General features: G+C 71.1%; 9 protein-coding genes and 1 pseudogene. 2 read left to right on the top strand and 8 right to left on the bottom strand.

The annotated features are described in order from the left end of the window. The first annotated feature begins 336 nt into the window (after positions 1 to 336). Positions 337 to 1,887: a S8 family peptidase gene (locus tag ACIQ8J_RS00175; RefSeq protein ID WP_403276435.1), complete on the top strand. Its 1,551-nt coding sequence runs from the start codon at positions 337 to 339 to the stop codon at positions 1,885 to 1,887. A 47-nt stretch (positions 1,888 to 1,934) separates the two neighbouring features. On the opposite strand, the gene ACIQ8J_RS00180 is transcribed toward ACIQ8J_RS00175, so the two are convergent. The 3 genes from ACIQ8J_RS00180 to ACIQ8J_RS00190 are packed head-to-tail and all read right to left on the bottom strand — an operon-like array spanning position 1,935 to position 4,519. Beyond that, on the bottom strand, positions 1,935 to 2,978 hold the full coding sequence (locus ACIQ8J_RS00180) for a zinc-dependent alcohol dehydrogenase family protein (protein ID WP_403276437.1): 1,044 nt from the start codon (positions 2,976 to 2,978) through the stop codon (positions 1,935 to 1,937). 18 nt (positions 2,979 to 2,996) lie between these two features. Continuing rightward, positions 2,997 to 3,644 carry a lysoplasmalogenase gene (locus ACIQ8J_RS00185; RefSeq protein ID WP_403276440.1) on the bottom strand — a complete coding sequence of 216 codons (648 nt, stop codon included), beginning with the start codon at positions 3,642 to 3,644 and terminating at the stop codon, positions 2,997 to 2,999. Then, positions 3,641 to 4,519, bottom strand: coding sequence for a sterol desaturase family protein (locus tag ACIQ8J_RS00190; protein WP_403276442.1), 879 nt, complete (start codon positions 4,517 to 4,519; stop codon positions 3,641 to 3,643). Before ACIQ8J_RS00190 ends, ACIQ8J_RS00185 begins: the two co-directional genes overlap by 4 nt. Positions 4,520 to 4,679: 160 nt before the next feature. Between ACIQ8J_RS00190 and ACIQ8J_RS00195 the strand changes: the two genes are divergently transcribed. Continuing rightward, on the top strand, positions 4,680 to 7,748 hold the full coding sequence (locus ACIQ8J_RS00195; protein ID WP_403276444.1) for an NACHT domain-containing protein: 3,069 nt from the start codon (positions 4,680 to 4,682) through the stop codon (positions 7,746 to 7,748). A gap of 2 nt (positions 7,749 to 7,750) precedes the next feature. Here the strand turns inward: ACIQ8J_RS00195 and ACIQ8J_RS00200 are convergent, their stop codons facing one another. The 5 genes and pseudogenes from ACIQ8J_RS00200 to ACIQ8J_RS00220 form a co-directional block, all read right to left on the bottom strand. Further along, on the bottom strand, positions 7,751 to 8,464 hold the full coding sequence (locus tag ACIQ8J_RS00200; protein ID WP_403276446.1) for a VIT family protein: 714 nt from the start codon (positions 8,462 to 8,464) through the stop codon (positions 7,751 to 7,753). A gap of 82 nt (positions 8,465 to 8,546) precedes the next feature. Next, positions 8,547 to 10,004, bottom strand: coding sequence for an IS607 family element RNA-guided endonuclease TnpB (gene tnpB / locus ACIQ8J_RS00205; RefSeq protein ID WP_403276448.1), 1,458 nt, complete (start codon positions 10,002 to 10,004; stop codon positions 8,547 to 8,549). Next, positions 10,001 to 10,453, bottom strand: a pseudogene (locus ACIQ8J_RS00210) (IS607 family transposase); the annotation flags it as partial. The pseudogene ACIQ8J_RS00210 and the gene tnpB, both read right to left, overlap by 4 nt. Positions 10,454 to 10,497: 44 nt before the next feature. Continuing rightward, positions 10,498 to 11,724 (bottom strand): amidohydrolase family protein, encoded by a 1,227-nt coding sequence (locus ACIQ8J_RS00215; protein ID WP_403276450.1) that lies wholly within the window; start codon positions 11,722 to 11,724, stop codon positions 10,498 to 10,500. After that, positions 11,721 to 13,025 (bottom strand): amidohydrolase family protein, encoded by a 1,305-nt coding sequence (locus ACIQ8J_RS00220; protein WP_403276452.1) that lies wholly within the window; start codon positions 13,023 to 13,025, stop codon positions 11,721 to 11,723. Before ACIQ8J_RS00220 ends, ACIQ8J_RS00215 begins: the two co-directional genes overlap by 4 nt. Positions 13,026 to 13,034: the final 9 nt, after the last annotated feature.

The raw sequence follows: 13,034 nt of genomic DNA on the forward strand, positions 1-13,034 counted from the left end.
GATGCGGGTGAGGCGGGAACAGAGAATTCGGACAAGGGGGCCTCGCTGTGAGGTGGGTGGTGCGGTCCCCCTGACAACGGCACGGAGCCCGCGGCGTCTCGGTTCAGTCCAGCCGTTTTTTCTCCGCCTTCTCCGCACCGGATCGATGGTGGGTGTTTGCGTCGGATCCGCGGCATTCTTCGCGAAGTCGGCGGAAGACGTTGATCTGCCGAGATGATCGGCGATAGCTTCACTCGTCATGCACCCGGCCGGCCCCGGCCCCTACCGCCGGACCTGGTGCCGCCCTGCTCTCCCGTACGTACGCATCGAGAGTTCCGCCAACCACATGGAGACCCCATGACGTTGCACATCTCCCGTACGCGCCGCGCCGTCGCCCTCTCGGCGGGTCTGGCCACCGCCACCGCGCTCGCGCTGCTGCCCGGCACGGCGTCGGCCGCGGCCACCGGCACCGGCGCCGGCTCGGTGACCGCGAAGGCGGCGCGAACGACCGGGCCCGAGCTGAGCTACATCGTCAACATCCGCCCGGGGCACGGGAATTCGGCCCGGGTGCAGAGAGCCATCACCGATGCGGGCGGCTCGGTCGTCCAGGCGTACGACCGGATCGGCGTGATCGTGGCGCACTCCGCCGACACGGCGTTCGCGCCGACGATCCGCAAGGTCAGGGGGGTCGATTCGGCCGGGGCGACGCGGACCGCGCCGCTGCCCGCGCAGGCCACCACCGAGGTGGGCACGCCCAAGAAGCTCACCGCCGAGGACCTGAAGGCGGCGAGTGCCAAGGCCGCGCCGGGCGAGGATCCGCTGGAGCCCTTGCAGTGGGACCTGAAGGCGATCAAGGCGGACAAGGCGCACGAGAGGACCCTGGGCAGTCCCAAGGTCACCGTCGGCGTCATCGACACGGGCATCGACGACACCCACCCGGACATCGCGCCCAACTTCGACCGGGCGAAGTCGGTCAGCTGCATCACCGGCAAGCCGGACACCACGGACGGCGCCTGGCGCCCGTTCGCCACCGGCGGCTCCCCGCACGGCACCCATGTCGCCGGCGAGATCGCGGCCGCCAAGAACGGCGTCGGCATCACCGGGGTGGCACCCGGTGTGAAGGTCGCGGCCATCAAGGTGTCGACGCAGGGCGGCAGCTTCTTCTACACGGAGTCCGTGGTCTGCGGTTTCGTGTGGGCGGCCGAGCACCACATCGACGTGACGAACAACAGCTATTACACCGACCCCTGGTACTTCAACTGCAAGAACGACCCGGACCAGAAGGCGCTGGTCGAGGCGATCACGCGGGCGTCGAAGTACGCCGAGTCCAAGGGCACCGTCAACGTGGCGGCGGCCGGCAACGAGAACTACGACTTCGCGGCCGACTCGATCACCGACCCGTCGAGCCCCGACGACTCGAAGCAGGGCAGCCGGGTCGTCAATCCGCGTGAGTGCCTGGACATCCCGACCCAGCTGCCGGGTGTGCTGGCGGTCGCCGCGACCGGCGCCAAGGGCATCAAGTCGTCGTTCTCCAACTACGGCCTCGGCTTCATCGACATCGCGGCCCCGGGCGGCGACTCGACGGCGTACCAGCCGCCGCAGGCCCCGGCCACCAGCGGGCTGATCCTCGGCCCGATCCCCGGCGGCGGCTGGGCGTACATGGCCGGCACCTCGATGGCGGCGCCGCATGTGGTGGGCGTGGCGGCCCTGCTGAAGTCGGAGCACCCGAACGCCTCGGCGTGGGAGATCAAGGCGCTCCTCAAGCTCCAGGCGGACAAGACGCCGTGCACCACGCCGTACGACATCGACGGTGACGGCAAGGTCGACGCGGTCTGCCAGGGCGGGAAGTCCTACAACGGCTTCTACGGGGCGGGCATCACCGATGCCCTCAACGCCGTGACGCGGTAGGCGAGTTGAGGGGGCCGTCCGGTCGACGGGCGGCCCCCTTCGGCGTGTTACGGCTTGACGAGGACCTTCAGGGCGGTGCGCTCGTCCATCGCCCTGTAGCCGTCCGGTACGCCCTCGATGCCGACGGTGAGGTCGAAGACCGGGGACGGGTCGATGGTGCCGTCGAGCACGTCGGCGAGCAGTTCGGGGATGTAGGTGCGCACGGGCGCGACGCCGCCGCGCAGCGCGATGTTCCGGTCGAACATGACGCTCAGGTCGAGGCCGGTGCTGCTGCCGTGCGGGACGCCGACGTAGCCGATGGCGCCGCCGTCCCGGGTGATCTCGACAGCGGTCCGCATCGACTGCTCGGTGCCGACGGCCTCGATGACGGCGTGCGCGCCCTGGCCCCGGGTCAGCTCGCGCACCGCGTCCACGGCGGCCTCGCCGCGCTCGGCGACGACGTCGGTGGCGCCGAAGAGCTTCGCGATGTCGGTACGGACCTGGTGGCGGCCGAGCGCGATGATGCGCCCGGCGCCGAGCCGCTTGGCGGCGAGCACCCCGCACAGGCCGACGGCGCCGTCCCCGACGACGGCGACGGTCGAGCCGCGCTTGACGCCGGCGCCGACCGCCGCGTGGTGGCCGGTGCCCATGACGTCGGACAGTGCGAGCAGCGCGGTCAGCAGGTGGTCGTCGGAGGCCGCGTCGGCGGGCAGCTGGACGAGGGTGGCGTCGGCGAACGGGACGCGGACGGCCTCGCCCTGGCCGCCGTCGGAGCCGACCGAGCCCCAGAATCCGCCCTGCGGGCAGGAGGTGGTCAGGCCCTCGGCGCAGAAGTCGCAGGTGCCGTCGGACCACACGAAGGGCGCGACGACGAGGTCGCCCTTGCGGAGCCCGCGCACGTCCGCTCCGGCCTCCTCGACGATGCCGAGGAACTCGTGCCCGATGCGCTGTCCGGGCTGACGCTCGGACTCGCCGCGGTAGGCCCACAGGTCGCTGCCGCAGATGCAGGCGCGCAGGACGCGGACGACCGCGTCGGTGGACACCTGCACCTTCGGGTCCGGCACCTCCTCGACCCGGATGTCGTGGGGGGCGTGGATGACGGTGGCGCGCATGGTGCGGGTCCTTGCCGGTCAGGGGGTGGTTCGGGGCTTCCCACGGTACGCCTGTGCCAGGAGTGCCTGCGCGCCGAGATAGCTGAGCATGACCCAGAAGTCGGGGCGCGGCGGCTGCGGCCAGTGGGCGACGCCGGTGGCGATGAGCGTGTCGGAGAGCAGGAACAGCGCGCCGCCGAGCCCGACGAGCGGCCCGAGCCGGGAGGAGCGGTAGGCCATCGCGGTGAGCAGCAGGCTGTATCCGGCGACCGGGATCCGCAGCGCGGCCGGCAGGTCCGGCCAGAGCGCGGCGACGGTGGCGACCAGCGCGATCCCGTAGGCGGCACCGAGTCCGGGATGTGTCCTGCCGCGCCCGAACAGCATCAGATAGCAGACGTGCCCGGCGGCGAAGCTGCCCATCCCGAGCAGGAAGGCGGGGTCGGCGTCCGAGAGCAGGAACACGTCCCCGCCCCAGCCGCACAGCAGCGCGGCGACCAGCAGCCGGGGCCCGCCGCGGGCGGACACGTGCCCGGCGAGCAGCGGCATGAGGAGCGGTTTGGCGAGGAGGTGTCCGGTGCGCCAGCCCGCGAGCAGGGAGCCCAGGTCGACGGCGGCGGCCAGGGCGAAGGCGAGGAGCAGCGGGGCCGCGTACCGGGCCCTCGCGTACCCGGCGCCGGCCGCCGTCACGCGGCGTTCTCCGGGACCGCCTGCGGCGCGGCCCCGGCCCGGGGCGCCGGCTGCCAGCCCGGCCCGCGGAAGATCCGCCCGGCCCGCTCGCGCCAGGTGCGGGCGGCGCGCACGTCGCGGGCGATGGCGGCGTACTCGTGGGTGGCGACGCGCAATGGGTTGAAGGTCGAGATGTTCTTGGTCAGCCCGAACACGGGCCGCTCGGTCTCGGCCGTGAACGAGCCGAACATCCGGTCCCAGACGATCAGGATCCCGCCGAAGTTCCGGTCCAGATAGCCGCCTTGGGAGGCGTGGTGCACCCGGTGGTGCGAGGGCGTGTTCAGGACGAACTCGAACGGCCGGGGCAGCTTCCCGACCCGCTCGGTGTGCACCCAGAACTGGTAGACGAGGTTCGCCGAGGAGCAGAAGGCGAGGACGGCGGGGTGCACGCCGAGCGCGATGAGCGGCACGTAGAAGGGCCACACGGTCCATGTCGTCCAGGGCTGGCGCAGCGCGGTGGTGAGGTTGAACTTCTTGCTGGAGTGGTGCACGACGTGGCAGGCCCACAGGATCCGGATGACGTGGTGCCCCCGGTGCGACCAGTAGTAGAAGAAGTCCTGCCCGAGCAGCATCAGCGGCACGGTCCACCACAGCACCGGGATCGCGAGCGGGGTGAGGGCGTACACCGCGGTGTAGATCGCGACGATGGGGATCTTCCAGAGCGCGTCGAAGACCAGGCTGCCGAGCCCCATGCCGACGCTGGTGGCGGCGTCCTTCGTCTCGTACCCCTCGGCGTCCTCGTCCGGATGGAGCCGGTAGCTCACCATTTCAATGACGGTGAGCAGCACGAACGCGGGTATCGACCACAGCACGACATTGGGCAGGTTCGGCGACATGCCTGCACCGTAGGGGCGCGGTGGCGGGCTGGGCTAGATGTTGTTACCGACAAGTATGCGAGACGGGTTGTCAGCAACTTTTGGTGAGTTCCGCCAATCACGCTTCCGCGGCGCGGCGTACGATCGCCGGCACGGGTGCGCTCTGGGGGAGGCAACTGCGGTGCCAGGACTGGAAGTTGTGGTCGTACGGCTGGCTAGCACGGTGGTGTCGGCGGTCGCGAAATCGGTCCTGTCGCCGAAGCCGGGTGCGGGCCTCGTAGCCGGGCCCCTGCGCCCACTGCCGAAGCCCGCGCCGCCGGACCGGCTGGCGAAGGTGCTGGGGCAGCGCCTTGAGGAGGCGTACGGCTCGCTCCCCGAGCACGAGCGGACGGCGGCCGCCGACGCGGTGCGGGACGGTTTCGCGGCGGCGGGTGCGATCGACGCGCAGCGGCTGTTCGCGCTCGGCCTCGCCCCGGACCGGCTGGCCGCCGAAATCCGTCGGCCGCACCCGGGCCCGGCCGAGCCCCTCTACGAGGAACTCCTCGCCCTCTGCTGCGCGCATGTCGTCGAACAGCTCACCGCACACCCGTCGTTCGCGGCGCGGGCGGCGGTGGAGCAGATCCGCTCGGCGGACGCCGCACGGGAGTTGATCGAGGACGTACGCGACCGGGTCGGCCCGCGCGCGGAGGCCGCGGCCCTCGCCTCCGAGGATCGGTACGCGCGGTATGTGGCGCTGGCGCACGGGCGGCTGGAGCTGTTCGGGCTGACGCTCGGGCGGTCCGGGAGCGAGTGGCCGCTGGACACCGCGTACATCAGCCTGACGGTCAGCGGTGAGCCCCGGCAGGCGGTGGGGCTGCCGCACGCCCGGCCGAGCACGGTGGGCGTGGAGCACGCGCTGGCCGGCACGGACCGGCTGCTGCTGCGGGGCCCGGCCGGCTCGGGCAAGTCCACACTCGTCCAGTGGCTGGCGCTGAACGCGGCGCGCAGGTCGTTCGGGCCCGAACTGGCCGACTGGAACAGGTGTGTTCCGTTCGTGCTGCGGCTGCGGGCGTTCACGGCGGCCGAGTCGCTTCCGATGCCGGAGGACTTCCTGCGGGCGGCGGGCGTGCCGCTGTCGCCCGCGCCCGGCTGGGCCGAGTCGCTGTTGACCGACGGCCGGGCGCTGGTCCTGGTGGACGGCGTGGACGAGGTGCCGATGCGGCTGCGGGCCCGGACCGAGGCCTGGCTGAAGTCGCTGGTCACCGCGTTCCCACGGGCCCGGTACGTGGTGACGACCCGGCCGTCGGCGGTGTCGGAGGACTGGCTGGCGGGGCGCGGATTCATGGCGCACTCGCTGCTGCCGATGGAGCGGGAGGACGTGCGCGCGTTCGTGGCGCACTGGCACGACTCGGCACGGCTCGCGTGCCCGGCACCCGAGGAACGGGCCCGCCTGGACACGTACGAGAAGTCCCTGCTGACCGCCGTCACCACCCGCCGCGACCTGGGACGGCTCGCCACCAACCCGCTGATGTGCGCCCTGCTGTGCGCCCTGAACCGGGACCGCCGCATGCAACTCCCGCGCGCCCGCAAGGAGTTGTACGACGCGGCCCTGGACATGCTCCTCGTGCGGCGGGACACCGAGCGGGAGATCACCGGCGTCGAGGGCGTCACCCTCACCCGGGACGAGCAGACGGCCCTGTTGCAGCGGCTCGCGTACTGGCTGATCCGCAACGGGCTGACGGAGGCGGGCCGGGACGAGGCCGCGTCGATGGTCGCGGGGTGGCTCGGCGCGATGCCCCAGGTCAGCGGCGAGCCCGACCAGGTCTTCGCCCACCTGCTGATCCGCAGCGGGCTGCTGCGCGAGCCGATGCCGGGCGCGGTGGGCTTCGTCCACCGCACCTTCCAGGACTACCTCGGCGCGAAGGCGGCCGTCGAGGAGCGGGACTTCGGGGTCCTTGTACGCAACGCGCACGACGACACCTGGGACGACGTGGTGCGGATGGCGGTGGGCCACGCCCGGGTCGATGAACGAGCCCGTCTGCTACGGCAGTTGATCCGCCGCGCCGACCACGCCCCGCGACTGCGTCACCGGCTTGTTCTGCTTGCCGCAGCCTGCCTCGAACACGCACCGGAGCTCGATCCGCAGGTGCGCGCGGAAGTGGAGAAGCGGGCGCGGGAACTGATGCCTCCGCGCACCTGGGACGAGGCCGAGGCGCTGGCCAAGGTGGGACCGCTGGTCCTTGAACTGCTTCCGGGGCCTGAGGGGCTCACCGAGGAGGAGGCGGCGTGCGTGGTCCGGACGGCGGGGCTCATCGGCGGGGATGCGGCGCTGAGTGTGGTGAGCCGGTTCCGGGAGGAATCCCGACCGACAGTGAGCGTCCAACTCTCCATGGTCTGGAGCAGGTTTGAAGCCTCCGAGTACGTGACGGAAGTGCTTTCGGCGGCCCCGGAGTGGAGCACCTATCTCACGGCACGAACTGAGGAGCAGGTAGCCCAGCTGGGGAGACTGCACCAGATGAAAAAGATCATTCTGGAGGGCGAGCACTCCCTGTCGGACGCCATCCCCGCTCGGCGCTCTCTGATAGGCCTGACCCTCATCGGCAACGACCTCGTCGATGACCTGGCTCCGCTGGGCCGACTGCCCGCTCTGGAGCAGTTCGGCCTCCACATCTGCCCAGCTGTCATGGATCTCGCACCGCTCTGCGATCTGCCCCGTATCCGTTCCCTCTCCCTCTCCGCCCTGGCGCCCGGACTCCCCCTGCAGCCACTCGCCCGGCTCGACCTACTGGAAAGCCTGATGCTAGGAACTCCTGGCGAGACACGCCGCCTCGCCGACCTGCCAGCCCCGGACGGCCTCCTTGACCTCGGACTGCAGCGGGGGGCGGAAGGCATCAGCCTGGACGGACTGGAGCGCTGGCCCGGCCTGCGCTACCTCACCATCACCGGCAGCCGCCAAGCCGACGGACTGGGCCGGCATTCCACACTGCGGGAACTGCGCACGCTGCAAATAAATGACCACCGCGCCCTCAACCTGGCCAAGTTGATCCACCACCACGGGCTGACCGCCCTCTACCTCAACGGGTGTCATCTACTCGCAGGCCTGTCAATCCTGCGCGAGCTGCCGGATCTGCGGCGCCTGGACTTCTACAACTGCACGGGATCGATCGACCTCAGCGCCCTCATCACTCTGCGCCAGCTCCACATCCGGTACCAGAAAACCGAAGTCCAAGGCGCCGAGTTCCTACCGCCCAATCGCCTGCAACGGGACTGAGCTCACGCCCCCACCGCCCCCAACAGCACCCCCGCCCCATACGTGACCCCCATCGCCACCGCTCCCCCGGTCACGTTCCGCAGCACCGCGCGGCGTACCGGGGCCGAGCCGAGGCGGGCGCTCCACCAACCCGTGAGGGCCAGCGCGGCCAGGACGGAGCCGACCGTCACATACAGGCGGACAGAGGCCGGGGGCAGGACGATGGCGAGGAGGGGGAGCAGGGCGCCCGCCGTGAAGGCGAAGAAGCTCGCCCAGGCCGCGTGCCAGGGGTTGGTGAGTTCGTCGGGGTCGATGCCGAGCTCGACGCGGGCGTGCGCGCGCAGGGCGTCGCGTTCGGTGAGCTGGACGGCCGCCTCCCGGGCCAGCTCCTCGCTCAGCCCGCGCTCCTCCAACAGGCCGGTCAGCTCGGCGAGTTCGGCCTCCGGCTCGTCCCGCAGCTCGCGCCGCTCCATCGCGAGCGCGGCCTTCTCCGAGTCGCGCTGGGTGGAGACGGAGACGTACTCGCCGGCCGCCATGGACATGGAACCGGCGAGCAGTCCGGCCAGGCCCGCCGTCAGCAGGGCCGAGCGGTCGTCCGTCGCACCGGCCACGCCGACGACCAGGCCCGCGGTGGACACGATCCCGTCATTGGCGCCCAGGACCGCGGCCCGCAGCCAGTTCAGCCGCGAGCCCAGCGCCCCGTCGTGTGCCTCGTCGTGGTCGTCGGATGAACTCATGCGGGGAGGGTCTCACCGTTGCTTTGATCAGCAAGTGATCTCAGCAATCCCGGCGTTTCCGCCGGAATGGTCCGTAACGGTCTCACCAGAGCGCGAGTTGCGCACCGGTGTCCTGTTGACGGTCTCCCGTTTCCTTCCCGGCCCGGGGGCTGGGGATTGCGCCACCTGCCCGCCCCGTCCCGGCCTTGCGGCGCGGGCGGGTGGCGCGGGTCTTCCGGTCGGCTCCACGGGGCTTCGGCTCCACCTTGGTGGGGTCCAGGTCTCCGGCCACTCCGGTACCTGTCGTGCGGGCCGCGAGGGCGACCAGATTGTGTCCGGCGTTGGCGTCCCGGTCGAGGACGAGGCCGCAGTTGTCGCACTCGAAGACGCGCATGCTGAGGGGCAGCTTGGCTTTCACCGCACCGCAGCGGGAGCAGGTCTTCGAGGAGGGGAACCAGCGGTCGGCGACGACGAGTGTCGTGCCGCGTCGACGGGTCTTGTAGGTGAGCTGGCGTCGGATCCCTCCGAACCCGGCATCCGCGACGTGGCGGGACAGGCGCCGGTTGCGGCCCATGCCGACGACGTTGAGGTCTTCGACGACGATCGTGCCGTACTCGGAGGCGAGACGGGTCGTCATCTTGTGGAGGGTGTCCTCGCGGAGGTTCGAGACCCGGTGATGGATCTTGTTCCGCGCCTGGTTGGCCTTCTCCCAGCGCTTCGACGGCTGCTGCCCGGTGCACCGGTCGGGGCCCTGGCGGCGGGAGACGACCCGGCTGGCGCGGCGCAGTTGCTTCTGCGCGCGGTCGAGGTGGCGTGGGTTGGGTTCCTTGCCGAGGACACCGTCGCTGTCCGCGAGGACGGCCAGCGTCTTGATACCGAGGTCGATACCGACTGTTGCGTCCGGGCGAGCGACTTTCACCAGTTGGTGCTTCTCCTCGACCTGGAGCGACACGAACCAGCGACCCCGGTCCAGTCGTGCGGTCGCGGACAGGATGCGCATGTGTCCGGCGTCGGCAAGGGCCCGCAGGCGGGAGGCATCCTCGTGGAGGCGGACCGTGCCGATCCTGGGCAGGGTGATGTGCCGCCCGTCTGGCTCGATACGGATCGTGCCCGTGGTGAACCGGCAGGTCAGGAGCGCTTTCCGCTTCGACTTGAAGCGAGGGATGCCCATCTTTGGGCCTTTGCGCTTACCGCTCTTCGACTTCGTGTAGTTGTAGAACGCCGCCGACGCGTTGGCCAGGCCGGTGCTGTACGCCTCCTTGGAGTTCTCCTCCCACCAGTCAGCGAAGCGCGGGTTGGCGCGCTTGTCCTCGTTGAACGCCTTCCGCAGCGAGGGCAGCGACCATGACCGCCACTCAGTCAGCTCATCCTCGGGGATGCCGTACGACTGCTCGGCTTTGCGCTGCCACCACACGGCCGTGATGTACGCGACCGCCCAGTTGTACGCGGCCCGCGCGGCACCTCCGTGCGAATGCAGGCGGCTCTCGGCCGTGGCGTTCGGGTCCAGTGCGAGCTTGTGCGCGAGGACGGTGAAGCCCAGCTGCGGCTTGAACTTCTTCATCCGGCCGTCTCCGGGCCGGTGGCGACGGCGACGGCCCGGACGGCGCGATACTTCGCGGAGCGGCGACCGTACAGGCGTGCGCACATCGAGGTCAGGACCTCGGTGATGTCCCGTACGAGGTCGTCGGCGCTCTCCGCCGGGTCAAGGACAACCAGGCGCCGTCCCGTGGCCGAGAGAGCCGCTTCCAGGTACTCGACACCGAACCGGGCGAGGCGATCTCGGTGCTCGACCACGATCGTCCCCACACCCGGGTCGGCGAGCAGGCGGTGCAGCTTGCGGCAGCGCCCGTTCAAGCCGGAGCCGACCTCCGTCACCACGTCAGCGACGGTGAGCCCCTGGTCCGTTGCGCGCCGCACGGTCCGGGCGACCTGGCGCTCCAGGTCCGTTTTCTGGTCACCGGACGAGACGCGGCAGTACGCCACAACCCGCCCGGCGGCCTGCGGGGCGAGCTCGGTCACGAGCCATGTAAAGAAAAGAGAACTGTCGTTCCCCCTCACCACACCCGCACCGACCCACCCGGCGCGAACGCCGGGCTCGTCGCCGCGGCCGGGATCTGCTTCAGCGGCTCGGCGATCTCGTCCACCGCGGGGCCGACCCGTGCCGCGATCGCGTCCAGGAAGGTCAGGTCGAAGCCGTACACGCGGGCCGCGTTGCCGCCGACCATCGCCGCGACCTCGTCCCTCGGCAGACCGGCGTACGCGATCCGCAGGCCCTCCCTGGAGAAGGGTGCCGTGCCCTCGTCGTGGGGGTAGTCGCTGCCCCACATGATCTTGTCGAGGCCGATCCGGTCGCGCAGCGGCACCTCGTGCGGCCGCATGAAGCTGGCGCCGACGAAGCAGTTGTCCCGCCAGACCTGGGACGGGCCCTTGCCCATGGACTCCGCGAGGCCCGCGCCGAACTTCGATTCGGCGGTGGCGGCCTTGGTCGCCGCCGCCACCAGGCGGTCGTGGTAGTAGTCCAGCATGTCCAGCACGCCGGGGATCCAGCCCGAGCCCTGTTCGGTGAGGACCAGTCGCAGCGCCGGGTGGCGGCGGAACACGCCGCCGAACATCAGGTGCCACAGCGCCCGGTGCGAGAACCACGTCGTCTCCACCATGAACACGGCCCGCGCCGCGGGGTCGTCCCCCAGCGGCGGGGACGCGGACCCGCCGTGGTGGTTCACCGGCAGACCGAGTTCCGCGCAGACCGCCCACAACGGGTCGTACGACCGGGAGTGGAGCTCGACGAGCCCCGAGCCCGGCGGGGTGCCCGGCAGCAGAATGCCGCCCGTCAGGCCCGCCTCCTTCACCCGGCGGATCTCCCGTACCGCCTCGTCCACGTCGTTGAGCAGGATCTGCGCCACGCCCGCCCGCTGTCCCGGCGCCTGTCCGCAGAAGTCCGCCAGCCAGCGGTTGTGGGCGCGCAGGCCCGCCCAGCGCTGCTCGAACTCCTCCCGCGTGGGCGCGGGGGCCATCAGCGAGGCCGAGGGGAAGAAGGGCGGGATGGTGTTCGGGAAGACGACCTCCGCGACGATGCCGTCCGCCTCCAGCTCGGCCGTCCGCCGGGCCGAGTTCCAGTTGCGGTCGGCCGTGTCGGCCATCAGGTCCTCGTACGGATTGACGTAGGTGGCCGCCCACGCGTCGAAGTCCTCGTGGTACTTCGACTCCAAGTACGGCTTGTAGTCCAGGAGATCGGCCCCGGCGTGGCAGTCCGCCGAGATCACGGTGTAGCGGTCCGTCATGACGACACTCCCAGGGCCGGGAAGTCGTGCTCGGTCAGCCAGTGGCGGCCCACCTCGCGCGAGCGCGCCCAGGCGGCCGCCACGGCCAACTGGTCGTCCGGCTGGCCGAGTTCGGCGGGGGTGGGGCCGATCCGGCGGGCGATCGGGGCCAGCTTGTCGGTGTCGAAGCCGAAGACCTCCGCCGCCGCCAGGCCCAGCATCCGCCGGGTCTCGGTCACCGGGATGTCGTGGAAGGTGTTCTTCAGCCACTCCCCGGTGTTGGGCCACGTGCCCTCCGGATGCGGGAAGTCGGAGCCCCACAGGATGTTGTCCACGCCGATCTCGTACCGCTGGGCGAGTTCGCGGCGCTTGGTGTTGGTGGCGCAGACGAACATCTGCCGGTCGAGGTATTCGCTCGGCGGGCGCTTCAGCTCCGCGAACGGCGAGAGCTTCTTGCCGCCGTGGGCGCCGAGGTAGAGGCGGTCCATGAACCACAGCAGGTTCGGCAGCCACCAGCAACCCGACTCTGCCACCCCGAACCTGAACCCGGGGTGGCGCTCGAAGACCCCGGACCAGAGCAGGAACCAGAGGGGACGGGCGGGCCACCACGTCACCTCGGAGACGTAGATGCCCAGATGGTCGCCGTACTCGTGGCGCGGGGCCGCGCCGGAGTGGGTCACCATCGGCATGCCGGTCTCGGCGGCCGCCGCCCAGACGGGGTCGTAGCGGCGGTCGTGGTAGGGGGCCCGGTCCACCCACATCGACGGGATCATCAGCGCGCCGAGCCCGGACTCCTTGGCCCGGTGGATCTCGGCGACCACCCGGTCGGCCTCGCCCGTGATGGGCAACAGGGCGACCCCGCAGTGCCGTTCGGGGTGCTGCCCGACGAACTCGGCCAGCCAGCGGTTGTGCGCCTGGGCGCCCGCCATGCCGAGGTCGGGGTCCTGGTCGCCGGAGAGGCCGAGGCCCACGCCGAAGGGGGCCGCGGTCCGGCTGTCGACGGCGTCCGCGTCGGGGAAGACGACCTCGGCGGCCACCCCGTCCCCGTCGAGCTCCTTGAGCCGCTGGGTGGCGTCCCAGCCTCCCTTCAGTCCTTCCTCGTTGTCGCTGAACCACTGGTCGGCGAAGGCCTCGTTGCGCACGCCGAGCCGGGTCATCTCCTCGCGGCGGCGGTCGCGCCCGGCGAGGAACTCGTCGAAGTCCCGGTGGAACCGGGCGTCCAGATAGGGCCGGTACTCCTCGGTGGGCAGCCCGGCGTGGCAGTCGGAGGAGATGATCAGGTACGGGTCGTTGCTCTGGTACGGGTCGTTCTGAGCCGTCATCACACGTCC

Source organism: Streptomyces sp. NPDC094147 (assembly GCF_044764265.1).
Taxonomy (GTDB): domain Bacteria; phylum Actinomycetota; class Actinomycetes; order Streptomycetales; family Streptomycetaceae; genus Streptomyces.